The organism is Streptomyces qaidamensis, from assembly GCF_001611795.1.
GTDB classification, from domain to species: domain Bacteria; phylum Actinomycetota; class Actinomycetes; order Streptomycetales; family Streptomycetaceae; genus Streptomyces; species Streptomyces qaidamensis.
The window spans coordinates 7,272,299-7,295,994 of sequence record NZ_CP015098.1 but is presented as its reverse complement, the minus strand read 5'-3'; the positions used below and the strand labels follow the sequence as shown (position 1 = coordinate 7,295,994).

Below are 23,696 nucleotides of genomic sequence, written 5' to 3'. Positions count from 1 at the left end.
AGATGATCAGTATGTCGGTCGTCGCCATTCCGCTGTGACGCCCCTATGCGTACCCGAGGAGCCCGCCCGTGCACCGTCCCCCCTCCGCCGAGACCGAGGTCGCCGACGAGCTGTCCGTCGTACGGCCCGGGCTGCTGCCGCGGTACGAGGCCGAACTGCCCGGCGCCCGGGCGGCCGTGCTGTCCCGGCTGTGGCGCGGTCTCGCCCACGATCCACTGCCCTGGGTCGCCCGCCGCGAGCAGGACGGGGACGGGCTGACGCTGTCCCTGTCCGACGGCCGCCGGCTGCACGGCCCCCGGCCGGATCCGTACGCCACCGGCGCGTACGTCACCGGCGTACGGCTCGACGGGACGGCCTACGCGGATCCGGCGCGGCTGATGACGGACCTCGCCGTACCGCACTCCGCCTCCTTCGCCGTCGAACTCGGGCACAGTGTCGCCTCGTTGGCGCTGTCGAGGGCGGGGCAGGAGGGCGAGGGGGACCACTGGCCGGAGAACGACTGGGGGTGGGAGCAGCGGATCACGGACGGGCACCCCTTCCATCCCACGTGCCGGTCCCGGCCCGGCTTCTCGGTGGCCGAGCAGCTGGCCTACGCGCCGGAGCACCGGCCGGTCGTGGAGCTGGGCATGGTGCCGGTGCGGGCCGAGGAGTGCCTGGTCACGGGTGGGTGGCCGCGGGAGCTGCGGGACGGGGAGCGGGTGGTGCTGCCGGTGCACCCGTGGCAGGCGGCGCACGTGCTGAAGCGGGAGTGCGAGGAGCGGCGGCCCGCGTATCCGCTGATGTCCCTGCGGACGCTGGCCCTGGCCGGCGGGCCGCATGTGAAGACCTCGCTGAGCGCCCGGCTGACGTCCTCGGTGCGGGACATCTCCCTGCCCTCGGTGGCCGCGTCGGCGATGCTGTCGGACTTCGCGGCGACTCCGGCGGCGCGCACGGACGGCCTGCTGCACATCACCCGGACCCTGGGCGCGGCGGCGGCCGGCTCTCCCGACTTCGCGGCCGTCCTGCGGGAGTCGCCGCAGACGTACGCGGGCAGCGGCGAGCGGGTGCTGCCGGTGGCGGCGCTCGCCACCACCGGCCTCGCCGGCTCCCCCGCCTGGCTGGCCGGTTTCGCCCGGCTCGCGCTGACCGTCGGACTGCGGCTGCTGGAGCTGGGCGTGGCCCTGGAGGCGCACGGCCAGAACCTCCTGGTGGTCCTGTCGGCGGCGGGCGATCCGCTGCGGCTGGTCTACCGCGACCTGGCCGACATCCGTGTCAGCCCGGCCCGCCTCGCCCGGCACGGCATCACGGTGCCCGAGCTGCCCGCCCGGATGGTCACGGACGACGAACGCGCGCTGCGCCGCAAGCTGTTCGGCTCGCTCGTGGCGGGCGCGCTGGCCGGCACGGCCGGGTCGGGCCCGGCGCTCGGAGCGGCGCTGGAGACGGCCGTACGGGACCTGCCGCGCACCGCGGACCTCGCGGCCCTGTGTGGGGATCCGCTGCCCACGAAGGCTCTGACGCTGATGCGGCTCTCGCCGCGGACACCCGGGGACCAGTGGGCGGAACTGCCCAATCCCTTTCGGTGAGAGTCGTTTTGGAAGCGGAGCCGGGTGATCAATAGGATCCGGCGATGATCACAAGAACACGGCTGGCGGCAGGGGTCTGTGCCCTGCTCGCCGCGCTGACGGCCGGGCTCGCCTTCCCGGCCGGAGCGGCCGCCGGCGAACCCACGGGCCAGGACGCCCCCAAGGTAGACCTCGTCCTCGACGTGAGCGGCTCGATGCGGGCGCGGGACATCGACGGCCAGTCGCGGATGGCCGCCGCGAAGCAGGCGTTCAACGAGGTGCTCGACGCGACGCCCGAGGAGGTCGAACTCGGCATCCGCACCCTCGGCGCGAACTACCCCGGGGACGATCGCAGGACGGGCTGCAAGGACACCGCGCAGCTCTACCCCGTCGGCCCGCTCGACCGCACCGAGGCCAAGACGGCCGTCGCCACGCTCACCCCGACGGGCTGGACGCCGATCGGCCCGGCCCTGCTGAAGGCGGCCGGCGACCTGGACGGCGGCGACGGCTCCAAGCGCATCGTGCTGATCAGCGACGGCGAGGACACCTGCGCCCCGCTCGACCCGTGCGAGGTGGCCCGCGAGATAGCGGCCAAGGGCATCGGCCTGACCATCGACACCCTGGGCCTGGTGCCCACCGCCAAGCTGAGCAGACAGCTGAGCTGCATCGCCGAGGCCACCGGCGGCACCTACACCTCGGTCCAGCACCAGGACGAACTGACCGACCGGGTCAACCAGTTGGTGGACCGGGCGGCCGATCCGGTGGTGACGCCGGTGCCGGCCGAGGGCGCCGGCCGGTGCGCCGGGGCGCCGACGCTGAAGTCGGGCCTGTACAGCGACCGCGAGGAGTTCGGGCAGCAGCGCTGGTACCGGGTGGACGTGCGGCCGGGGCAGGAGCTGCGCGCCTCGGTGAGCGTCGCGGCGGACCGGGCCGTGAACCCCGGCTACGGCCTGCTGATGCGGGCCGTGACGTCCAAGGGCCGCGAGATCGTGCGCGGCGAGGCGGCGGGCACCGGCCGTACGGACGTGATCTCGACGGGCCTGCGCTACCCGAAGGCCGGGAGCGACGACGAGGACGCTCCCGCCGAGGCGGTCTGCCTCGGCGTCTCGCACTCCTTCTCGGCGGCCCCCGGTGTGAAGACCACGCCCGGCCTGCCACTGGAGCTGACGGTGGACGTCGTGGACGCCCCGAGCCCGGCGGGCGACGTGGCCGCCTTCGGCCTCGGCCGCGGCTGGTGGCTGCTCGGCGTGCTGATCCTCACCGGCTTCCTCGCCGGTCTCGTCTGGGGCTGGCTGTCGCGCTGGCGGGTCGCGGTCTGGAGGACCAACTGATGCGAGTGGTACGAGCGTTGAGCGTGGCGTTGCTGACCCTCGGCCTGGCGGCCGCCCCGGCGGCGGCCGACGCCTCGCCGAGTCCGTCGCAGGACGGCACGTCCGCCCCCACGCGGGCCGGTACGTCGTTCCGCACGGCGGCGGAGATCGAGCAGGGGCAGCCGGCCACGGCGAGCGGCTCCACCGGCGACTACCTGTACTGGTCGTTCCCCGCCGACACCGGACAGCGCCCCACGGTCAAGGCGACGGTGAAGCTGCCGGAAAGCCACGCGCCCCAGACCTGGCAGGTCGACGTCTACGACGGTCTGCGCCGCCGCCAGGCCTGCCAGTACGGGGCGCAGACCCGCACCGCGGCGGCGGACGCCTCCTCCGTGGAGCTGGCCTGCGTGCTGCGCACGGTCCGTGCCTGGTCGGAGCCGTGGGCGAACGACCCGCTGCCCGGCACCTACTACGTCCGGCTGACGGCCACCGGCGTCGCCACCGCCGACCTCGGTCTCCCGGTCGGCAGCGAGGTGCGGGTGGACTCCCGGGACATCGGCGGATCCGCGGCGGTGGACGGCTCGCTCGCCGAGCCGCTGGTGCCGGGCGTCGCCACGAAGCCCGCAGAGGATCGGGAGGACGCTGCGGTGCTGGCCGGTCTCGAACCCGAGGACGGCTGGGCGTCCGGCTGGTGGTCGGACCGGTGGGTGTGGACCGCGGTCGGCGGGATCCTCGCGGCGCTTGCGGGGGTCGGCGGGTACGCGCTGACGCGCGGGACGGGACGGCCGTCCCGGGTGCCGCCGGCCTGACGATCCCCGACTCTCCTGATGGCACTCAGAAGGCCCGCTGACCGCGGGCCTTCTGTCATGCCTCGCGCAGCGCCTTGGCGAGCGCGCCCTCGCCGCTCACCTCGACCCGCCCCGCGCGCACGGCGTGGACGAGGCTCAGCTCACCGCACGCGATGGCCGTGCACGTGGCCGTGTCCAGGGCCAGCCGGGCGTCCGGCTCCCCGGGGGCGGGACCGTCGCCGTACACGGGCCCGTCCTCGGCACCGGCGTGCAGATGGAACAGGCCTTCCTCCAGGCGGACTTCGACGAGCCCATCCCCGTCCAGCAGACGCAGCAGGGGCAGGGCGAACCAGTGCGCCCGGACCGCGTCCGTCGGCCGGCGTTCCCCGAGCCCGGACCGCCCCCACTCCCCCAGCGCCTGCAGCACGGGCAGCAACTCCCGCCCGCGGGGGGTGAGTTCGTACACGAACGCCGCACCGGGCGGCGGCAGCCGGCGCCGGGTCGACAGGCCGTCGCGCTCCATGTCCTTCAGCCGCGAGGCGAGTACGTCGGTGCTGACCCCGGGCAGGTCCGCGTGCAGGTCGGTGTAGCGGCGGGGACCGGCGAGGAGCTCCCGGACGATCAGCAGGGTCCAGCGGTCGCCGACGACATCGAGCGCACGGGCGGCGGAGCAGTACTGGTCGTAGCTTCGGCGAGGTGGCATGCGACGCAGTCTAGACAAGTTGTTGGACTTTCCAAGCTCGCACTTGGTAAAACCAAGCAACACAGTTCGGCAGAGGAGAAGCGGCGCATGGAGTTCCGGCAGTCGAGCAAGCTCAGCGAGGTCTGTTACGAGATCCGCGGCCCGGTCATCGAGCAGGCCGACGCGCTGGAGGAGGCGGGCCACAGCGTGCTGCGCCTGAACACCGGCAATCCGGCGCTCTTCGGGTTCGAGGCTCCCGAGGAGATCCTCCAGGACATGATCCGGATGCTGCCGCAGGCCCACGGCTACACCGACTCGCGCGGGATCCTGTCCGCCCGCCGCGCGGTCGCCCAGCGCTACCAGACCCTGGGCCTGGAGGTCGGCGTCGACGACGTCTTCCTCGGCAACGGCGTCTCGGAACTGGTGTCGATGGCCGTCCAGGCACTCATCGAGGACGGCGACGAGATCCTGATCCCCGCCCCGGACTTCCCCCTCTGGACGGCGGTGACGACCCTCGCGGGCGGCAAGGCGGTCCACTACCTGTGCGACGAGCAGGCCGAGTGGTACCCCGACCTCGACGACATGGCGTCGAAGATCACCGACCGGACGAAGGCGGTCGTGATCATCAACCCGAACAACCCCACCGGCGCGGTCTACCCCAGGGAGATCGTCGAGGGCATCCTCGACCTCGCCAGGCGGCACGGCCTGATGGTCTTCGCCGACGAGATCTACGACCAGATCCTCTACGACGACGCCGTGCACCACTCGGCCGCCGCCCTCGCCCCCGACCTGGTGGTCCTCACCTTCTGCGGCCTGTCCAAGACCTACCGCGTGGCGGGCTTCCGCTCCGGCTGGCTGGTGGTCACGGGACCACGACAGCACGCCAAGGACTACCTGGAGGGCCTCACCATGCTGGCCTCCATGCGGCTGTGCGCCAACGCGCCCGCCCAGTACGCCATCCAGGCCGCGCTCGGCGGCCGGCAGTCGATCCGCGAGCTGACCACGCCGGGCGGCCGGCTGCTTGAGCAGCGGAACGTCGCCTGGGAGAAGCTGAACGAGATCCCCGGGGTGACGTGCGTGAAGCCCAAGGGCGCGCTGTACGCGTTCCCGCGTCTCGACCCGAAGGTGCACAAGATCCACGACGACGAGAAGTTCGTCCTGGACCTGCTGCTGCGGGAGAAGATCCAGGTCGTCCAGGGCACGGGCTTCAACTGGCCGGCCCCGGACCACTTCCGCATCCTGACCCTGCCGCAAGCGGACGACCTGGAGGCGGCGATCGGCCGGATCGGCCGGTTCCTCGGCGGGTACCGCCAGTAGGCGCCGAGTGTCTCCCGGAGCGCGCGGGGACGGCCTGAAAGGGTCTTTGAGCCGGATGGAGGCCGAGCGCAGGGCGTGAGCGCTGTGCAGGGGGGAACGTCGTCTTCGGTCCTTTCCCCCAGGCGAGAGCGGAGACGAGTGATGGCCACCACGCAGGGTGAAGCCCGGGCCGACACCGCACGGCCGGCGGACCTCCGCTTGCCGGGGATCGTGCTCGGGGTGGGGATGGGCGGGTTCGTCGACGGCATCCTGCTGCACCAGTTGCTGCAGTGGCACCACATGCTCTCCAGCACCAACCAGGACCGCATCGGGGTGAAGTACTACAACCCCCACACCGTCTCCGGCCTGGAGATGAACACCCTGTGGGACGGCGTCTTCCACACGGTGTGCTGGCTCTCGGTCCTCCTGGGGCTGGCCGTGCTGTACTCGCGGGTGCTCCACCACCGGCTGCGGGTGTGGACCTCACGGGTGCTGTGGGGCTGGATGCTCGTCGGCTGGGGCCTGTTCAACCTCGTCGAGGGCGTCCTGGACCACCACGTCCTCGGCATCCACCACGTCCACGCCGGGGAGGGTCAGGTCTGGTGGGACATCGGCTTCCTCGTCCTGGGCGCCCTGCTGGTGGCCGGCGGCCATCTGCTCCAGCGCAGCGGCCGGTTCTTCGACCCCGGTGCGCCCGCCGGCCCTCGTGAGGGCCGGCAGGGCTGATGGACCACCACCTGCCCGAGCACGGGCACGACGCAGCCGGCGGCACCCTGGACTGGCTGCCGCCCGCGCTCGTGCTGCTCGCCGCCGCCGGTGCCTACCTGCTGCTCGTCCGCCGGGCGCACCACCGCAATCCGGCCCTCGGCTGGAGCCGGTGGCGGACCGGCTTCTTCCTCGGCGGGATCGTCCTGCTCGGTGTCGCACTGCTGCCGCCCGTGGCCCCCTTCGCCCACGAGGACTTCCGCGGGCACATGGCCCAGCACCTCCTCATCGGCATGTACGCGCCGCTCGCCCTGGTCCTGGCCGCCCCCGTCACGCTCCTGCTGCGCACCCTGCCCGCATCCCGCGGACGGCGGCTGACCGCGGTGCTGCACAGTCCGCCCGCCCGCGTGATCGCCCACCCGGTCGCCGCGCTGGTCCTCTCCACGGGCAGCCTCGTGGTGCTGTACTTCACCCCCCTGTACAACGCGACCGCGGCCGGCCCGGCCGCGCACTGGCTGCTGCACGCGCACTTTCTGCTCTCCGGATGCCTGTTCGCCCACGCCATCGCCGGCCCCGACCCGGCCCCCACCCGGCCGGGCGTCCGGGCCCGGCTGGTCTACCTCGGCGTCGCGATCGCTGCGCACGCCGTGATCTCCCAGTTGATGTACGCCGGCTTCCGGGTCGACATCCACGCGCCGGTCGACCAGGTGCAGGGGGGCGCGGAAATCATGTACTACGGCGGTGATCTGGCCGAGCTGCTGCTGGCCGCCGCGTTGGTCGCCACGTGGCGGCCCGAGCCGCGGCGCGCGACGAGCCGTGGTGCGTCGCGGGGAGTCGTCCCGGCCCGCGATGTCAGTGGCGGGTCGTAGCCTTCGAGCAGGTGGGACGAGTGGCCCCAGCCCCCGGGGGCCTGTCCGAGGCCGGAGAGGAGCACGCCGTGACCCGACCGCCGACCGCCGCGCAGCGGCGTGTCATCGACGCCGCCGACCCCGTGACCGGGCGGCTCCGGGGCACGGAGTCGCAGCTGACGGCGCTGGTGAAGCGGGGGCTGGCCTTCCGACACCCGCGGCCGCCGCACGACCACTTCCTGACACCCGAGGGGCACCGGGTACGGCAGGGCATCACGCCGGTGCCCGAACCCGCCGGGTCCGGGGAGGCCCCCGCGTCGACGGGGGTGTTCGCCGCGCGCGTCGGCGGCGAGGAAGGCGCTGCGGATGCCGGGCCCGCCCGGCGCCGTGAGGTGCACAGCGCCTGGCAGGGGCTGCTGGAGCTGCGCCGGATGACCAACCCCGGCGGGGGCACGGACCGGCCGTGCGGCTGGGAGCGTGCGCATCTGGTGCGGGCCGCCGCGCTGGCTCTGGAGGCGGCCGGGCACGCTCCGGCGGGGCGGGGGGGCGGGGGCTACCGCGTGCGCGAGACCCCTCAGCCCGAGGCCGTCGCCGTGCACGAGCCGGACGGCGCGGCGCTCCGGGCCTGCGCGGCCACCCTGGAAGGCGCGGGCTGGCAGGTGAGCGAGCACCGTGAGCCGCGCACCGGGAACCGATATCTGCTGGCTTCACCGCGTCGGGCGTGATGGGCATGCCAAGATCGGTGGATCGTTGCGCAGTGCACGAGACCCGAAGGGGAAGCCGTGAGCGAGCCGTTTTCCGTCCCTGTGACCGTCCGCGGATACGAGACAGATGTCCAGGGGCACCTCAACCAGGCCGTCTACCTGAACTACGCGGAGCACGCCCGCTGGTCGCTGCTCCACGCCGCCGGGATCAGCCAGTCCGCCCTCATCGGAAGCGGCGTGGGCCCGGTCGCCCTGGAGACGACCATCCGCTACAAACGCGAGCTGATCGCGGGCGACGAGGTCGAGGTGACGTGCGCCTTCGAGTGGGGCGGCGGCAAGACGTTCCGGATCGAGCAGAGCGTCCTGAAGGCCGACGGGTCGGTGGCCGCGGAGATCACGGCGGTCGGCGGCATCCTGGACCTGGAGAAGCGCAAGCTGGTCGCCGATCCCGCCGAGGTCTTCAAGAAGCTGGCGTCGGACCCGGGGTTGTTCGGGCTCCCGTAGGGCCGTGGGCCGGATCCCCGGCGGGCGGTCGCGGGCGCGCGGACGGTCCGTGCATGCCGCGTTCCTCCAGGGCCGCTCTCAGGCTGCGCAGGGCGTAGTAGACGCGGGACTTCACCGTGCCCTGGGGGACGCCCAGCGCGGTGGCCGCCTGGTGCGTGGTGCGGTCGGCGAAGAAGGTGGCCTCCAGGGCCTCGCGGTGTGCCGGCGTCAGGGCCCGGAGGGCGTCGTGCAGGACGATGGACGTCAGCATGCGTTCGATGTCGTCGGCGTCGCTGCCCAGTTCGGTCAGCCAGTCGGCCCCGCCTATCTCCTGCGGGCGGGCCGCCCTCGTCCGGTGGGCGTCGATCACGAGGTTGCGGGCGATGCGGAACATCCAGGGGCGTACGGCCATGCCCTCGCCGTCGGCGAGCGTCTGCTTGTTCCAGCAGCGCAGCAGCGTCTCCTGGAGGACGTCCTCGGTGCGGTGGGTATCCCCGCCCAGCATGCGCAGCACGTACGAGTAGAGGGCCGGACCGTGCTCCTGGTAGAGGTTCCTCAGCGCCCGTTCCTCGGGCGACACGGCGCTCGCGGACCCGATCACCGTCACGTTCATGGTGTGCTCCTGCTCCTGTTCCTTGGGGCGGCCCGCCCGGCCATGGCGGCCGGAACCGGGGCCTCCGGTGGAACGGAGTGTGGTCAGGGGCGTTCCACGCTCGTTTGACGCTCGGTCCACGGCTCGTACATCGCCCGTCCGGTCACGCGCAGGCCGACAGCGACTCCACCTGGGCGCGCACCCGCCGGGCCAGCCGTTCGTCGGCCGGCGCGAGGCGGCCATCACCGCGCAACCGGTTCCACATGTGCAGCAGTTCGCTGCCGTGGATGACCGCCGCCCTGCCGTCCTCCAGCCGCTGCCAGGCGGCCGCCGCCCGTGCGATCGCCGCCGGGGCCCCTGGGGCACCGGCGCCGCACAGGATGCGGGCCACCGAGAGGGCCAGCACGGTCGCCTCCCTGTGGTCCCCGCGCAGGTGCGCCAGGTACGCCTCCATGGCCCGGGCCTCCAGCGCGTCCGGGTGCTCCGTGCCCGCCGACCGCGTCAGTGCCTCGCGCAGGGCGGTCACCTCGGCGGACGCCTCTTCGATCCGGCCCGCGGCCGTCAGCGCGTTGATGTGCGCCACCAGGTCCGCGAGTTCCGGCGCAAGGGGGCGGGACGGCTGTGGAGGCGGGGCAGGGGCGTGAGGGGTGGCCGCTGCGGCCCGGGCGCGGGCGACCGCCGCGGCGACGGCAGAGACGGGAGCGTGGGCGGGGGCGGGGGCGGGGGCCGCCGGCGGTTCGGGGGCGGGAGCCGGCAGCGGTTGGGCGGCGGGAGCCGGCAGCGGTTCGGGGGCGGGGACCGCCAGCGGTTCGAGGGCGGAAGCCGACAGCGGTTCGGCGGCGGGGACCGCCGGCGGTTGGGCGGCGGGAGCCGACAGCGGTTCGAGGGCGGGGACCGCCGGCGGTTCGGCGGCGGAAGCCGACAGCGGTTCGGGGGCGGGGCCCGTCGTCTCCGTCCGCTCCGCCGGGTCGAGGAGGCGGCTCGAGCCGTCGGGGGCCACCTGAAGCACAAAGGCAGCCCCGGAAGGGCCCTCGTTCACCGTGGCCTCGACCGCGGCGGCGCGCTCCTGCGCGTGGCGTTGCAGGCGGTCCAGCACTGCTTCGTGCACGGCCCGGCCCTCTTCGACGACCAGGAGCTCGCCGTTGATCTCGGCGAGTCCCTCACCCGGGATGCGCACCGCGAAGTGGGTCATGACTGCGAGTCCTCCTGATGCTCACGTGCGGAAGCGCCGGACGCGGACGGGGAAGCCGTGGGGTCCGGGTCCGCCCCCGGGGTGACTCCGGGGGTGGCACCGGGGGGCGGGGCGGCCACACCCTCGTACTTGGCGAACTGGGCCCGGACGGCGAGGACGTAGCCCTGCGCCTCGTTCGTCTGCGGCACTCCCTTGGCCGCGCGCACGGCATCCATCCCCACGTGGTAGCCGGCCAGCGCGAGGTCCAGGACGCTGCCGGTGGCCTCGTTCGCGTCGATCATCCGCTGGGCCTGACCGGCCAGATCGCACAGATGGCGGCCCTGGGCCATGATCGAGTCCCCGGCGTCGAACGCCGAGGTCTCGTCGTTGTCGTCGTCGTCCTCGCCGTACTTCTCGAAGACCGCGGGCGGCAGTTGGGAGATGCCCTCCTCACCGTTCTCGCCGACCAGTTCCTCGTTGAAGCCGGACTCCCGCTCGATCTGCGAGGCGATGACGACGGGGCCGATCGCCCCGCACAGGTCACCGGCCTCCTCGATCGGCTCCACCAGGTCGCCCGGCACCGTCGAGGGGTCCAGCTCGCCGCCGCCGTCGCCGTTGAAGACGGCGATCACCTCGTCCGCGTCGTCCGCACCGGCGGAACCGTCCCCGCCGCCGCCCGAGAACAGCAGGATCAGCGCGATGAGCGGCGCCAGCAGGACCCCGAACCCGCCGATGATGATGATCAGGACCAGGGTGCCGAGCAGCGCGAGCGGCGACAGCAGACAGCCGCAGCCGGTGCCGGCGGCGATGGTGTTCCGGACGGCGGTGGAAGTCCCGCCCTCCCCGCTTTCTCCCGTGCCCGCGCTCATGTGGGCCCGCCTTCTTCCTCTTGCCTTGAACCGTGACGGCTGGACGGCCCGTTGTGCTGTCGACGGGCTCGGGAGATCGAAACGGGCCCGGGAGCAATTCAGTTCAAACCAGTGGACATCGAATGATCCAGCACAGCCGAAGCGTGAGCGGAGAAGGAGGGCTGACCGCACATGAGCACTCCTGAGGAGACGCCGTCGAACCCTCAGTCATGGGTCCGGGGGCCGAAGCCCGGACGGCCGGCGGCCCGTGCCGGCGGTACCTCCGGCGCGGGCGCCCCGCCGAGCGCGGGGGTGGCCCCGGCCCCCTCGACGGGTCGTGCCACCACGACGGCTCCGCACGCCGCGCGGGCGCCCCGCCCGGGTCCCGCGCGAGGCCCTGGCCCCTCGCCGGGGCCAGGCAGGGGGCCGGAACCCGGCGCTCTGCCGGAGTCCGGCAGAGCGCCGGGGCCTGGCCTCTTGCCGGACTCCGGCAGAGCGCCGGGGCCTGACAGGGGGGCGGGGCAGGCCACCCGCGGGGGCTCCGCCGTCTCCGCCCCGCGGACCTCCGTCCCGGCCTCCGGTGGGGGCGAGGCCCCCTGGGGCGAGCCGGTGCGGCGTGCCACGGCGCGCGGCAGGTCACGGGACGAGATCGGGTGGGTCAAGACCCACGGAGGGGCCGGCGCCACCTCGCTCGCCGAGACGCTCGGCGGGGTCGACGTGGGCGCGCGCTGGCCGGAGCCCGCGCGGGGCGAGCCGCGCCGGATCCTGCTGGTCGGCCGGACGAGCGCGCGCGGACTGCGCGCCGTGTCACGGGCGTTGGGCGCGCTGCGGGACGGCAAGGCCCCTCAGGGGATCGACCTGCTGGGTGTCGTCCTCGTCGCCGACGCCCCCGGGCGGCTCCCGCTCGGCCTGCTGCGCCGCATCCGGGTCGTCCGCTCGGTCGCCCGCGTGCAGCGCGTGCCGTGGATCCCGGCCTGGCGGGTGGGCGGTCAGCCCGCGCGGCTGCCCCGGCAACTCAGCGTGCTCGCCGACCTGGTGGGCGCCGACGGTGAAGGAACCGAAGCATGACCTCCCCCCTCACGAGCCTCGCCCTGCCCTTCGGCGGGCGGCTCGCCGCCTACACCCCGACCCCCGACGCAGGCGCGATCCTCGGTGTCCTCGCCTGGTGCGCCTCGGCCGCGGGGGTCGCCGGACTGCTCATCGTCGGCATGCAGATGGCGATCCAGCTGCGGCGTGGCGAACCGGGTGAGGGCGGCACGTACTTCCGCGGCTTCTTCTTCGTCACCCTGGCCTGCCTGCTCGCCACGACGGCCGGTCCGATCGTCGCGTTCCTCGGTGATCTGTCCCTCCACTGAGGGCCGGGCTCCTCCTCCGCACCACCCACTCACCCGCTTCCCCGCGCCCGCCGCTCACGCGCGGCGCCGACCATCCGGAGAACCCATGTCCCTGCTCCTCGAAACCACCCACCTGCTCGCCGCCGGTGTGCCCCAGCCGCAGAGCAACGCCCCCGGCGAACTCACCAGCAAGGTCAACACCGTGCTCGGCATAGCCGCCTGGGCGGGCACCGCCGCCGGCGTGGCCGGGGTGCTGATCACCGGCACGATGATGGCCGTCTCCCTCAAGCGCGGTGAGAGTTCCGAGCACATGAGCCGTCTCGGCATGGTGCTCGGTGGCTGCGTCCTGGTCGCCACGGCCGGTCCGCTGGTCCGCTTCGTCTTCAACTGAACGCGGACGACGGGACGATCGAGATGTTCACGCGCAGGGAGTACCGGGAGCCACGCCGGTACCGCTCCGATCCGTCGGAGCCGTACTGGAAGCAGCGCGGCTGGCAGGTGTCGGCGGCGTTCCTCGGCGTCGTCGTCCTGCTGAGCGGGATCGTCGCCCTGACGGCCGGCCGGGGCACCGCGGACGACGGCGCGAGCACCCCGCCGTCGAAGGGGCCGCTGTCCGGTTCCCCGGCCATGAAGGACGGCCGGCCCGACGGGTGCCGCACCGACGACCGTAACGGCGACGTCATGCCCACGTCCCCGCCGGACGATGTCGACTGGCGCGCCCTCGGCGTCACGCGCGTGCCCGTCTCGGCGTCGGCGGGCCCGACCCTGGCCCAGGGTCCCGTGTGGTGGTGCTTCGCGCACACGCCGGCCGGGGCCGTACTGGCCGCCCACATCATTCCCTCGCACATGAGCGGACCCGACTGGCGGACGATCGCGCAGGAGCAGGTCGTGGCCGGCCCGGGACGGGACCTGTTCGTCTTCAAGCGATCCACCGTCCGGGACGACGCCCCGGGCGGCACGCGGAGCACCGGCTCCGCCTCCGGCTCCCGCCCGGACACCGGGTCCGGCGGCTCGTCCGCCGCCTCCTATGCCGGATTCTCGGTGCCCGCCTACTCCGGCGCGGCGGCGACGGTGGAGCTTCTGCTCAAGACCGGTCAGGGCTACGCCACGACCTCCGTCGCCCTGCGCTGGAGCGGCGGTGACTGGAAGGTCCAGCCCTCCGACAACGGTGCCCTGCACACCCCGGTGAAGGCGGTTCAGGGGACCAACGGCCATCTGCTCTGGGGGGTTTGACGTGGCCTGCCCGACCGGTAATCCCATCGTCGACATCGCGGTCGGATTCTTCAGCTTCCTCGGCGACCCCATCGGGACCATCGTCGAAGGCGTGGCCAACGCCGTACTGGCGGGCGCCATAGCGGTGTTCGGGGCGCTGACCACCGGCATCCCGACCCTCTCGGGGACCACCACCGCCCAGGACATCAACAGCCAGACCCAATGGATCGTGGTGTATCTGGCGGTCGGCTCGCTGCTGTTCGCGTCCGCCCGGATGGCGATCGAGCGGCGCGGCGCGGCCGGTACGACCGCCCTGAAGGGCATCCTGCGGGTCGTGCTCGTGTCCGGCGCCGCGACCACCGTGGTGACGGCCGCCGCCGCCCTCTCGGACGACTACTCCACCTACCTGTTCAACGCGGGCGCGGAGAAGCAGCTGAGCGCCGTGGGCGCCTGCTCCGACGGCAACGGCATCGAGTCGTTCCTGTTGCTGGTGCTCGCCTTCCTGCTGCTGATCGCCGGGATCATCCACACGATCCTGCTCTACATCCGCCTCGGCGTCATGATCCTGCTGCTGGGCACCCTTCCGCTGGCCGCCGCCGCCTCCATGACGGACTGGGGCGGCGGCTGGTGGCGCAAGCACCTCGGCTGGATGATCGCCTGGCTGCTGTACAAACCGGCGGCCGGGCTGGTGCTGTACGCGGGTTCGGCCATGATCAGCTCGGGTCGGGACGGCGGCAGCGACATCAACGAACGCATCGCCGGTATCGGCGTGATGCTGTTGTCCGCCGTCGCCCTGCCCGCCCTGCTGAAGCTCGTCGTGCCCGCCACCGCCGCACTCGGCGGGGCGTCCGCGATGTCCGGGGCGATGTCCACGGTCGGCGGGTCCCTCGCGTCCGGAGCCCGTTCGCTCGGCACCAGTGGCGGAAGTGGCGGGCAGAGTGGCCCGCGCGGCGCGTCGGGGGCGTCCGGGCCGGGCGGCTCGGGCGGTTCGCAGGGCTCGTCCGGAGCCTCCGGCACGCCGAGCGCGCCCGGTCCAGGGGGCGCGGGTCGTCCGGGCGCCTCGGGCGCCGGAGCGGGCGGCGGCGGGGGCGGGGCGGCCGCGGGCGCGGGCCGGGCCGCCGCGGCGGCGGGCGGTCCGGCCGGTGTCGCCATCGGGGCGGCGGTGACGGCGGCACAGATCGCCGGCCGTACCGCCTCCGGCTCGCTGGAGGGCGCCGACCCGGACAAGGGGCACAACACCTGACCCCTGCGGCGCGGGCGGTCCGACGTCCCTGCCGGACCGCCCGTCCCGTTCCACCCCGAACGGCCGCCGGGCTCCCGATCCCCCCGCGGAGCCCGGTGGTCCCCGCCCTCCTCAGTCGTTCCGCGCCCCGGCCCGTCACCGCACCACTCCGGCGCGCTCCACGAAGGGAAAACGGACCCCTATGTCCACGGAAGCCGTCACTCACCCGACCTACGGGAACTGGCGCCGCCCCCGGCGTCCCGGGCTCGGCCCGCTCGGTCTCGTCGGCACCTTCGGTGTCTTCGGCGGGCTCGTCCTCACGCTGCTCGCGTCACTGATCTCGCTGTACGCGGCGATGGTGGTGTTCACCCCCATCGCGGTGCTCCTGGTCCCGCTCGCCATCCGCACCCAGGACGGCCGCAACGTCTACCAGCTGATGGCCCTGCGCATCGGCTGGCGGCGGCGCAAGGCCAAGGGGGCGCACCTGTACGTCTCCGGGCCGCTGTCCGCCCGGCCCGGAGGCCGGTTCCGTCCGCCGGGGCTGCTCAACAAGGTGACCGCGACCGAGGGCCGGGACGCCTACGACCGCCCCTTCGGCGTGCTGCACCACCCCAGCCGCAACCTCTACACGATCGTGCTCGGCTGCGACCCCGACGGCGGCGCGCTCGTCGATCCCGACCAGGTGGACGTCTGGGTCGCGCTGTGGGGCGAGTGGCTGGCCCGGCTGGCCCACGAGCCCGGCCTGCGCGGCGCGTCGGTGATCGTGGAGACCGCCCCCGACCCCGGCACCCGGCTCGCCCACGAGGTGCTGCCCCGCATCCGGGCGAACGCGCCGGCGGCGGCCCGGGCCGTGATGGAGGAGGTCGTCGAGCGGTATCCCACCGCGTCCTCCGAGATGCACACGTACGTCAGCCTCACCTACGGCGTGCCGGCCAACCAGCGGCGGAAGAAGGAGGACGTGATCACCGACCTCGCCATCCGCATCCCCGGACTGCTCAGCGGCCTGGTGGCGGCGGGCGGTGGAGCGGCCTCCGCGCTGTCGGCGGAACGGATCGCGGAGGTCGTACGGGTGGCATACGACCCGGCGGTCGCCGCCGACGTCCTCGATGCCCGGGCCCGGCACGGCGGCACAGGCCTGGAGTGGGAGGACGCCGGGCCCGCAGCAGCCGTCGAGACCGTGGGCAGCTACCAGCACGACTCGGGGGTCTCCCGGACCTGGCTGATGACACTGGCGCCGCGCGGCACGGTCCGGTCCTCGGTGCTCCGGGGGATGCTGGAGGCGGCGCCCGGCACCCGGCGCAAGCGGGTCGCTCTGGTGTACCGGCCGATCGACCCGGCCACCTCGGCCCGGATCGTCGAGGCGGACCGGCGCAGCGCCCAGTTCATGGCGACGTCGGGCCGGGGCATGGTGCAGGCCCGCGCGGCCTCGGAGATGCGGGCGGCGGAGCAGACCGCGGCCGAGGAGGCGTCGGGTGCCGGGCTCGTGGAGTTCTCGCTCATGCTGACGGTCACCGTCGACACCATGGAGCAGCTGGCCGACGCGAGCGTCACCGTGCGCAATCTGACGGCCGCCTCCCGGGTGCTGATGCGGCCCGCGGACCGGATGCAGGCGGCGGCGTTCAGCTGCACGCTGCCCGCCGGGATCCTTCCGTGGGAGCAGACCTTGATCCCCCACGAACTGCAGGAGGCGCTGTGAGCCGCCGCGAGGAGAAGCGGGCCGAACAGGCAGACCGGCTGGCCGAGTTGCAGGTACGCGAGGAACTGGGCGCGCTGCGCGCCGGAGCGGGGGGCGCCCGGCCGGTCGAGCCCGGGCCGGGCGAGGACGGCGGCGGGCGGAGCGGAGGCCGCACGGGCCGGAGAAAACGGCAGGCGAGCGGGGGTTCCCGGGCGCGCGAGCTCTTCGTGCCGCCGCGCGGCTGGTACGGGCCCGGGGGCGGGCGGGTCGGTTATCTGGACCCGCCGACCATGTGGCGGGCCACCACCGTGCAGGCGTGCGGTATGTGGCCGTTCGCCGCCGGTTCCGGCTCACCCATGACGGGGGTACCGCTGGGACAGCACCTGTTCACCGGGGCCACGGTCTGCGGCGACCCGCTGAACTGGTTCACCCGGGCCCGCTACATCTCCAACCCGTCGCTGTTCATGCTCGGCATGCCGGGCCTGGGCAAGTCCACGCTCGTCAACCGCATGCTGATCGGTCTCTCCGCGACCGGTGTCGTCCCGCTGGTCCTCGGTGACCTCAAGCCCGACTACGCCGACACCGTCCGCGCCCTGGGCGGTCAGGTGATCTCCATCGGCCGCGGCCGGGGCGGCATCAACGTCCTCGACCCGGGCGCCATGGGCGCGGCGGCGGCCCGGATCGGCGGCGAGGCGGGCGAGGTGCTGAAGGCCGAGACGCACGGCCGGGTGCTGAACATGGTGGCCGCGCTGATCACCATCGTGCGCGGCCGGCCGATGGACGACCACGAGCAGTCCGTGCTCTCGGCTGTCCTGCATCACCTGCGCGAACGCACCCCGCAGGGCCGTACGGTGCTGCTGCCGGACGTGCTCCGGGTGCTCGCCGAGGGCCCCGACCGGGTGCGCGCGGTCACCCTGGACCGCGGTGACGACGCCCGCTACCGGGACGCCGTCGACCCGCTGCACCGCTCCTTGCTGGGCATCCTCGACGGTCCGCTGGGCGACACGTTCGCATCGGAGACCTCCACGCGCATCGACCCGGCCGCCCCCGCGGTGTGCATCGACATCTCCGGCATCGGTGAGGCCGACACCCAGCTGACCGCCGCCGCGATGCTCGCCGCCTGGTCCGACGGGCTCGGCACGGTGGCCGCCTCGCACGCGCTCGCGGACGCCGGGCTCGAGCCGCGGCGCTGGTTCTTCACGGTGCTCGACGAGTTGTGGCGCCCGCTGCGCGCCGCCTCCGGCATCGTCGACCGCATCGACGCGCTGACGCGACTGAACCGCTCCCTCGGCCTGGGGGACGCCAAGATCACCCACACGCTCAAGGACGCCGAGGCCCTCGGCACCGACGCCGACCGGGCCAAGGCCCGCGGGTTCGTGGAGCGGGCGGGCATGGTGGTGTGCGCCGGGTTGCCGAAGGCGGAGATGGAGGATCTCGGAAAGGTGGTGGGGCTGTCCCGGCGCGAGATCGAGCTCGTGTCGTCGTGGTCCTCCCCGCCCGGCTGGGGGGTCTCGGGGGAGCACGAGGAGCCGCCCGGCCGGGGCCGCTTCCTCATCAAGGTCGGCGGGCGCCCCGGCATCCCGATCAAGGTCGCGATCACCGACGCCGAACGCAGGCTGCACGACACCAACACCCGGTGGACGGCGACCGAGCAGACCGTCGAGCGGGCCGTCGAGCAGGAACTCGCCCGCACCGCCGCGCAGGTGGCCCGGGCCGCCCAGGAGGGGGCGTACGCGCTGCCCGGCACGCCCCAGGGCCCGGCGCTCGGAGGCGACGCGGGGAGGTGGACCGCGTGAGGGCCCCGGGCACCGGCAGCGCGCACGAGCAGGTGCCGTGGGCGATCGTGGCGCTCGCCGGGACCGGTCTGGTCATGTTCACCGTCGTCTGGTCCGGCGGGACCCTCGGGTCGGGGCTGACGGGCAACGGCTGGCACGGCCCGCCGTTCGCCCTGTCCACGGTGACGCGACTGGTGACCGGCGGGCCCGGCGGCCTGTGGCCCGGGACACCGGCCGCGGCACTCTACGGCGGCATGCTGGGGCTGCTTGCGCTCGTCGCCCTGCCCGTCGCCCTGCTGCTGCGCTTCCTGCTGGGCCGGGCCGGCCGCACCGAGGGCCTGGCCGGGCGGCGCGAACTCGCCGCGATGTGCCCCAAGGGCATCGAGGCCCGCGCCCGCGAACTACGCCCCACCCTGGAGGGCCGTGACCGGCTCCACCCGGACGAGACCGGCAACCTCCTGGGCGACCTCATGCCGAACGGGCCGGAGTTGCGCAGCAGTCACGAGGACGTGGAGCTCGACCTGATGGCGCCACGGGCCGGCAAGTCCACCGGCATCGCGGTCCCCCGGGTGCTGCGTGCCCAGGGCGCCGTCCTGCTCACGTCCAACAAGTCGGACGTGTACGCCGTCACCCGCGCCGAACGCGAGAAGGCGGGCACGGTCTGGACGTTCGACCCGCAGGGCATCGCGCACACCCCGCGCGCCCTGTGGTGGGACCTGCTCGGCGAGTGCCACACCATCGAGGGGTCCCGCCGCATGGCCGGTCACTTCGTGGCGTCCGTCAACGACGACACGGCGAAGAAGGACTTCTGGATCTCGGCCGCCCAGAACACCCTCACGGCTCTCTTCCTGGCGGCGGCCCGCAGCGGGACTCCCCTGCCCGAATTGCTCGGCTGGCTCGCCGACCCCGCCGACCGCACCCCGGTCGACCTGCTGCGCGACGCCGGGCTCGTGGCGATGGCCGAGCAGTTGCAGGGCACCGTCCGCGGTGCGGTCGAGACCCGGGACGGCATCTACGAGACCGCCCGCCAGACGGTGTCCTGCCTGCTCGACCCGGAGATCCTCGCCTGGGTCTCGCCCGACCCGCGGCTCCCGGAGTTCCGCCCCGACCGGCATGTCCTCGGCCGGGACACGCTCTACCTGCTCTCCAAGGACGGCGGCGGTTCCGCGGCCGGCGTCATCGCCGGCCTCGCGGACGCGACGATGCGGGCCGGTGTGGTCGCCGCCGAGCGCATGGGCGGCCGGCTGGATCCGCCGCTGACCGCGGTCCTCGACGAGGCCGCCAACGTCTGCCGGATCTCCGATCTGCCCGACCTGTACTCGCACTTCGGCTCCCGCGGCATCAACGTCGTCACGCTGCTGCAGAGTTACCGCCAGGGTGCCCGGGTCTGGGGCGAGGTCGGCATGGACGCGCTGTGGAGCGCGGCGACGGTCAAACTCCTCGGCGCCGGTCTGGACGACGCCGACTTCGTGCAGAAGATCTCCACGCTCGTCGGCCAGCACGACGTCCGCACCCCCACCGTCTCGCGCGGCAAGGAGGGCACGTCCCGGTCGTACTCCTACCGCCAGGAGGCCGTTCTGCCGCCGGACCGCATCCGTGCCCTGCCCAAGGGCACGGCCCTGCTGCTCGCCACCGGCGTCAAGCCCGCGCTGATCCGGCTGCGCCCCTGGTACAAGGAGCCCTGGGCGGCGGGGATCTCGGCGGCGGCGAAGGCGGAGACGGCGGCCATCACGGAGCGGGCGGCACGCCGTCTCCCGGCTCCGCGCTCCGTCGCGGGTCCGACCGGGACGCGAGGGGTGCCGCTGTCCAAGCGGGCTTCGTGACCGGCCGCGGCGGGCCTCCGGGGCGGCGGCCCAGCGTCACGGCGCGCAGCACCCACTCGGCCGGCCCGTACCGCGTCCGCGCCGACAGCCGTGCGCCGAGCCAGAGCTGGGCGGCGTAGAGCAGCACGCAGTCGGCCAGGACCGCGACCGTGCCGGCCCGGTCGTACAGCCCCAGCCCGTACCCGGAGAAGACGCAGGCGAGGACGAGCGACTGGGTGAGGTAGTGGGTGAGCGCCATGCGCCCGGCGGCGGCGAGCACACCGGCCGCCGCCGGTACGCGGGCCCCGGCCCGGCCCGTGAGCAGCAGGAGCAGACCGCAGGCGTACGACGTGGCGAGCGCCGGGGCGGTCAGAACGGTGACCGCCTGCCCGACGAGGAACCAACGGCCGTCCAGCGGCCCGCTCGCGCAGCAGGCGGCGACCGCACCACCGCCGAGACCGAGCGGCAGCCGGCGCAGGGCGGTCCGGCGCAGCCACGCGCGGTCCTGTCCGCGTCGCTCGGCCAGCCGGGACTTCGCCGCGGCCAGCCCGCCCAGGAACGCGGCCAGCATGGCGGGCGCGTACAGCAGATTCGTACCGAGCACGGCGGGCAGGTCACGCAGGTGCGTGTGCAGCACCGAGGCGGCGTCACCCCGGTATGCGGCGGCCCGCGCGGCGTCCCCGGGCGTGTACGAGGCGTCGGGGACCGGTTCGGTGAGGGCGACGGTCAGCAGCCCGTACCCGAGCAGCAGCGCCGCCAGGAGCAGCAGCAGGGCGGCCGCCACCCGCAGCAGTGCCCGGACGCCGAGGCCGCTCAGCCCGTACAGCACCAGCGCGAGGACGGCGTACGTCGTCAGGACGTCCCCGGGGTACAGCAGGGCCGCGTGTGCCGCGCCCAGGACGAACAGGCCGGCCGTGCGCCGCAGATGGCGGGGGGCGAAGGCGGCACCGGCCCGGCGCGCGGACCGGGCCTGGAGAGCGAAGCCGTAGCCGAAGAGGAAGGAGAACAGGACGTAGAACTTGGCCGTGACCAGGGCGGTCACCGCCCACGCGGCGATGCGGTCCGCCCCCGACGCCCCGGGCCCGCCGCCGAGGACCGTGTACGGGCCCGCCATCAGCAGGGCGTTGACCACCAGGATGCCGAACAGGGCGAACCCGCGCAGCACATCGAGTTCGTCGATCCGCCGGGCGCGAGGCGGGCTCACCCCGCCGTCACGATGCCGGTGCCGAACGCCACGGTGGCGGACAGGAACCACCCGAACGACGGTGCCAGCAGATGCCGCGTCGTCCACAGTCCGGCCCGGGTGGGGTGCTCGCGCGCATGGACCACCGGCACGCTGCCGCCGACCGGCGGCACTCCGCACAACGGCCCGAGCGGCCCGGGATCGAGGACGAAGTCCCTGCCCAGATGGTCGGAGTACACCACCAGCCGGCCGCGCCCGCGGTCCGTCGCCGCACGTGCCGTCACCCGTCCCGTCACGCGACGGCCGCGCGCCCACAGGGAGGCGGCCGTCGCCAGCGACCGGACCGCGGCCAGCAGGCAGCCGAAGCCGAGCCCCGTGCACAGCGCGAGCAGCACCACCTGTGGGTCCACATCAATCCCTTCGCATAGGCCCTGCGGGCACAACGGCCCCCGGGGGCCTCCCGGTTCACATCGTCCTTGAACCGCCGCGGGGCACGGTCCGTTGTGCGGATGCCCACGTGACCACGAAGGAGCCACGAACCGCATGACACAGAACCCGGGCGCGCGCGGCCGCCGGACCGCGGCCGTCGTCACGCTGGCCCTGGCCCTGACGGCGACGCTCCACCCGCCCGCCGGCGCCGAACCGCAGACTCTCCCCGAGGTGCGCGCCGAACTCGACCGCCTCTACCACCGGGCCGAGGTCGCCACGGAGAGGTACAACGCCCTGGACGGCAAGATCACGCGGCAGGAGAAGCGCCTCGGCACGCTCCGGGCCCAAGTGGCCGCGGCCGAGCGGAAACTGAGCCGTCTGACCGCACTGGCCGGGGCGGCGGCCCGCTCCCAGTACCGCGGGGGCGGTGTCCCGGCCGAGGTGCAGTTCGCCCTCGCCCGCGATCCGGAACGCGCTCTGGACAACGCGTCCCTGGCCCGTCAGGCGCAGCTGGCCACCCGGCGGACGGTCGGCGCCCTGACCACGGCTCAGGAGGAACTGCGCACCCGCAGCGACGCGGAGGGCGAGGAGCTGAGGCGGCTGCGGAAGAACCGCGGTTCCCTCGGCTCCCACCGCAGGACGATCCAGTCGCGCATCCGGGAGGCCCGGAAGGTGGAGTCGGGGCTGGCGGAGAAGCAGCGCCGTGAACTGGCCGCGCTCGAACACAGGGCAGCCGACGAGGCCCAGGCGGAGTGGGTGCGGTCGGGCGTCCTCGACGGCGCGGGCACCGAGGGCAGCAGCGCGGGCCGCGAGGCCGTGGTCTTCGCGACCAGGGAGCTGGGCAAGCCGTACGTCTGGGGCGCCGAGGGCCCCGACTCCTACGACTGCTCCGGTCTCACCTCGCAGGCGTGGCTGGCGGCGGGCGTGGTCATCCCGCGCACCTCGCAGGAGCAGTGGCGGCTGCTGCACCGCGTCCCGGTGGCGAAGATGCGCCCCGGTGACCTGATCATCCACAACGCGGACGCCAGTCACGTCTCGCTCTACATCGGCGACGGCCGGATGATCCACGCCCCTCGCCCGGGGCGGAACGTGACCGTGGCGCCGGCCGGGTCGATGGAGATCCTCGGGGTGGTGCGGCCCGACGCCTGAGCGTGCGGCGGGGCGGGCCCGCGACAAGGACCCGCCCCGCTTCACACGGTCCCGCTATCGGGCTCCGCCTCCACCGCCTGCCCTGCGGCGGCCTCCCTGCCCGTGGCTGTGCGACGAGGAGTGCGACGGCGCGGAGGGCCGCTGGGGCGCCGAGCCGCCACGTGACTGGCCGGGCTGCTGGTACTGCTGTTGCTGCGCGAGGTATGACCCGACCTGCTGGTTGTACTGCGGCAGCGTCGGACCGTAGGCGTCCGTGGGCATCTGCTGCGGCCCGGGCTGCCGGGACGGGTCGTGCATGGGCTGCGGAGCCGCCACTGTCACCGCCGTCCCGACGGCCTGGGCCATGGCGCCGAAGCCCTGCATGCCCGGGTGGTTCATTCCGGCCCCGGCACCGTAGACGGCACCTCCGACGGTCGCGACCGTGGATCCCGCGATCCTGGTGTAGGAGGGGGCGGGCTGGGGCGTCGTGGGGTTGGTCGCGACGTTACGCGCGTAGTAGAGCTGCCGGGCGACCTCGGCCGCGTTGGCGGCCGCCGTCGCACCGACCGCGCCACCGTAGCCCTGCAAGGAGGCGTTGGGGTCGGACCCGTATTGCGTCCCGAGCATGGCGGCGCCCTGCCCTGCCAGGGGGGCCGCCGCGAGGGTGGCGTTGGCGGCACGTGTCCAGCCGCTGTCCCCCGTCTGCGGGGCAGCCGCCGTCTGCGAGGACGGTGCGTACGAGTACTGGGAGGACTGGGAGTACTGCGACTGGGAGTACTGCGACTGGGACTGGCGCGAACTGCTCGACGTGCTGGGCGGGTAGGGCCCGGAGCCGTCGCTCTCCGGGCTGGTGCTGCGCTCCCGCTCCGCGGAACCGCCGCTCTGCCGGCTTCGTGCCGTCCGGAAGCTGTCGTCCGAGTGGTTTCCTGACATGTGAAGCGCTCACTTCCTGCGAGATCGTCACGTGC

25 protein-coding genes are annotated in these 23,696 nt (G+C 74.0%); 18 read left to right on the top strand and 7 right to left on the bottom strand.

From position 1 onward, the window contains the following. The first annotated feature begins 68 nt into the window (after positions 1 to 68). From A4E84_RS32255 to A4E84_RS32245, 3 genes are read left to right on the top strand one after another with little or no spacing between them, the layout of a single operon-like run. Positions 69 to 1,562: an IucA/IucC family protein gene (locus A4E84_RS32255; protein WP_062929927.1), complete on the top strand. Its 1,494-nt coding sequence runs from the start codon at positions 69 to 71 to the stop codon at positions 1,560 to 1,562. Positions 1,563 to 1,606: 44 nt separating this feature from the next. After that, positions 1,607 to 2,872 carry a VWA domain-containing protein gene (locus A4E84_RS32250; protein WP_062929926.1) on the top strand — a complete coding sequence of 422 codons (1,266 nt, stop codon included), beginning with the start codon at positions 1,607 to 1,609 and terminating at the stop codon, positions 2,870 to 2,872. Then, positions 2,872 to 3,660, top strand: coding sequence for a hypothetical protein (locus tag A4E84_RS32245; protein ID WP_062929925.1), 789 nt, complete (start codon positions 2,872 to 2,874; stop codon positions 3,658 to 3,660). Before A4E84_RS32250 ends, A4E84_RS32245 begins: the two co-directional genes overlap by 1 nt. 55 nt (positions 3,661 to 3,715) lie before the next feature. Here the strand turns inward: A4E84_RS32245 and A4E84_RS32240 are convergent, their stop codons facing one another. After that, positions 3,716 to 4,342 (bottom strand): winged helix-turn-helix transcriptional regulator, encoded by a 627-nt coding sequence (locus tag A4E84_RS32240; RefSeq protein ID WP_062929924.1) that lies wholly within the window; start codon positions 4,340 to 4,342, stop codon positions 3,716 to 3,718. A gap of 87 nt (positions 4,343 to 4,429) precedes the next feature. Here A4E84_RS32240 and A4E84_RS32235 point away from each other — a divergent pair, with 87 nt between their 5' ends. From A4E84_RS32235 to A4E84_RS32215, 5 genes are all read left to right on the top strand, one after another. After that, the gene (locus A4E84_RS32235; RefSeq protein ID WP_062929923.1) at positions 4,430 to 5,638 is read left to right on the top strand and encodes a pyridoxal phosphate-dependent aminotransferase; all 1,209 of its coding nucleotides are present in this window, start codon (positions 4,430 to 4,432) and stop codon (positions 5,636 to 5,638) included. Positions 5,639 to 5,779: 141 nt separating this feature from the next. Beyond that, positions 5,780 to 6,343 carry a DUF2243 domain-containing protein gene (locus tag A4E84_RS32230; protein WP_062929922.1) on the top strand — a complete coding sequence of 188 codons (564 nt, stop codon included), beginning with the start codon at positions 5,780 to 5,782 and terminating at the stop codon, positions 6,341 to 6,343. Next, entirely contained in the window at positions 6,343 to 7,191 is an 849-nt protein-coding gene (locus A4E84_RS32225) for a cytochrome c oxidase assembly protein (protein WP_062929921.1), read from the top strand. Before A4E84_RS32230 ends, A4E84_RS32225 begins: the two co-directional genes overlap by 1 nt. Positions 7,192 to 7,259: 68 nt before the next feature. After that, complete coding sequence (locus tag A4E84_RS32220; protein ID WP_062929920.1) at positions 7,260 to 7,895, top strand: hypothetical protein; 636 nt, start codon at positions 7,260 to 7,262, stop codon at positions 7,893 to 7,895. Positions 7,896 to 7,952: 57 nt separating this feature from the next. After that, on the top strand, positions 7,953 to 8,378 hold the full coding sequence (locus tag A4E84_RS32215; RefSeq protein WP_062929919.1) for an acyl-CoA thioesterase: 426 nt from the start codon (positions 7,953 to 7,955) through the stop codon (positions 8,376 to 8,378). On the opposite strand, the gene A4E84_RS32210 is transcribed toward A4E84_RS32215, so the two are convergent. The 3 genes from A4E84_RS32210 to A4E84_RS32200 all read right to left on the bottom strand — a co-directional run bounded on the left by A4E84_RS32210 (position 8,335) and on the right by A4E84_RS32200 (position 10,989). After that, the gene (locus A4E84_RS32210) at positions 8,335 to 8,970 is read right to left on the bottom strand and encodes a sigma-70 family RNA polymerase sigma factor (protein ID WP_079129196.1); all 636 of its coding nucleotides are present in this window, start codon (positions 8,968 to 8,970) and stop codon (positions 8,335 to 8,337) included. The genes A4E84_RS32215 and A4E84_RS32210 overlap by 44 nt on opposite strands. A gap of 142 nt (positions 8,971 to 9,112) precedes the next feature. Continuing rightward, positions 9,113 to 10,141, bottom strand: coding sequence for a hypothetical protein (locus A4E84_RS32205; protein WP_062929918.1), 1,029 nt, complete (start codon positions 10,139 to 10,141; stop codon positions 9,113 to 9,115). Continuing rightward, complete coding sequence (locus tag A4E84_RS32200; protein WP_107308405.1) at positions 10,138 to 10,989, bottom strand: transglycosylase SLT domain-containing protein; 852 nt, start codon at positions 10,987 to 10,989, stop codon at positions 10,138 to 10,140. The genes A4E84_RS32205 and A4E84_RS32200 overlap by 4 nt, the downstream gene beginning before the upstream one ends. A 588-nt stretch (positions 10,990 to 11,577) precedes the next feature. Here A4E84_RS32200 and A4E84_RS32195 point away from each other — a divergent pair. The 8 genes from A4E84_RS32195 (at position 11,578) to A4E84_RS32160 (ending at position 20,009) form a co-directional block, all read left to right on the top strand. Next, positions 11,578 to 12,036: a hypothetical protein gene (locus A4E84_RS32195; RefSeq protein WP_335340843.1), complete on the top strand. Its 459-nt coding sequence runs from the start codon at positions 11,578 to 11,580 to the stop codon at positions 12,034 to 12,036. After that, positions 12,033 to 12,323: a hypothetical protein gene (locus A4E84_RS32190; protein WP_062929917.1), complete on the top strand. Its 291-nt coding sequence runs from the start codon at positions 12,033 to 12,035 to the stop codon at positions 12,321 to 12,323. The genes A4E84_RS32195 and A4E84_RS32190 overlap by 4 nt, the downstream gene beginning before the upstream one ends. Positions 12,324 to 12,408: 85 nt before the next feature. Then, positions 12,409 to 12,693 carry a hypothetical protein gene (locus tag A4E84_RS32185; protein ID WP_062929916.1) on the top strand — a complete coding sequence of 95 codons (285 nt, stop codon included), beginning with the start codon at positions 12,409 to 12,411 and terminating at the stop codon, positions 12,691 to 12,693. A 23-nt stretch (positions 12,694 to 12,716) separates the two neighbouring features. Continuing rightward, positions 12,717 to 13,535 carry a DUF8175 domain-containg protein gene (locus tag A4E84_RS32180; RefSeq protein WP_062929915.1) on the top strand — a complete coding sequence of 273 codons (819 nt, stop codon included), beginning with the start codon at positions 12,717 to 12,719 and terminating at the stop codon, positions 13,533 to 13,535. 1 nt (position 13,536) lies between these two features. Further along, positions 13,537 to 14,757, top strand: coding sequence for a hypothetical protein (locus A4E84_RS32175; RefSeq protein ID WP_062929914.1), 1,221 nt, complete (start codon positions 13,537 to 13,539; stop codon positions 14,755 to 14,757). 181 nt (positions 14,758 to 14,938) lie between these two features. Beyond that, the gene (locus tag A4E84_RS32170) at positions 14,939 to 16,432 is read left to right on the top strand and encodes an SCO6880 family protein (protein WP_062929913.1); all 1,494 of its coding nucleotides are present in this window, start codon (positions 14,939 to 14,941) and stop codon (positions 16,430 to 16,432) included. Next, positions 16,429 to 18,207 carry an ATP/GTP-binding protein gene (locus A4E84_RS32165; protein WP_062929912.1) on the top strand — a complete coding sequence of 593 codons (1,779 nt, stop codon included), beginning with the start codon at positions 16,429 to 16,431 and terminating at the stop codon, positions 18,205 to 18,207. The genes A4E84_RS32170 and A4E84_RS32165 overlap by 4 nt, the downstream gene beginning before the upstream one ends. A 74-nt stretch (positions 18,208 to 18,281) precedes the next feature. Beyond that, positions 18,282 to 20,009 carry a type IV secretory system conjugative DNA transfer family protein gene (locus A4E84_RS32160; RefSeq protein WP_079129417.1) on the top strand — a complete coding sequence of 576 codons (1,728 nt, stop codon included), beginning with the start codon at positions 18,282 to 18,284 and terminating at the stop codon, positions 20,007 to 20,009. Here A4E84_RS32160 and A4E84_RS32155 read toward each other — a convergent pair. Both A4E84_RS32155 and A4E84_RS32150 read right to left on the bottom strand, forming a co-directional pair. Further along, on the bottom strand, positions 19,915 to 21,192 hold the full coding sequence (locus tag A4E84_RS32155) for a DUF418 domain-containing protein (protein ID WP_062929911.1): 1,278 nt from the start codon (positions 21,190 to 21,192) through the stop codon (positions 19,915 to 19,917). The genes A4E84_RS32160 and A4E84_RS32155 overlap by 95 nt on opposite strands. After that, positions 21,189 to 21,581, bottom strand: a complete 393-nt coding sequence (locus A4E84_RS32150; RefSeq protein ID WP_062929910.1) for a hypothetical protein — start codon at positions 21,579 to 21,581, stop codon at positions 21,189 to 21,191. Before A4E84_RS32150 ends, A4E84_RS32155 begins: the two co-directional genes overlap by 4 nt. Before the next feature lie 133 nt (positions 21,582 to 21,714). On the opposite strand from A4E84_RS32150, the gene A4E84_RS32145 reads away from it, so the two are divergent. Then, positions 21,715 to 22,749 (top strand): C40 family peptidase, encoded by a 1,035-nt coding sequence (locus A4E84_RS32145; protein WP_062929909.1) that lies wholly within the window; start codon positions 21,715 to 21,717, stop codon positions 22,747 to 22,749. A 54-nt stretch (positions 22,750 to 22,803) separates the two neighbouring features. Here A4E84_RS32145 and A4E84_RS43085 read toward each other — a convergent pair whose 3' ends face one another. Then, the gene (locus tag A4E84_RS43085; RefSeq protein WP_159029641.1) at positions 22,804 to 23,355 is read right to left on the bottom strand and encodes a hypothetical protein; all 552 of its coding nucleotides are present in this window, start codon (positions 23,353 to 23,355) and stop codon (positions 22,804 to 22,806) included. 43 nt (positions 23,356 to 23,398) lie between these two features. Here A4E84_RS43085 and A4E84_RS43080 point away from each other — a divergent pair, with 43 nt between their 5' ends. Then, complete coding sequence (locus tag A4E84_RS43080; protein WP_159029640.1) at positions 23,399 to 23,551, top strand: hypothetical protein; 153 nt, start codon at positions 23,399 to 23,401, stop codon at positions 23,549 to 23,551. Positions 23,552 to 23,696 lie beyond the last annotated feature (145 nt).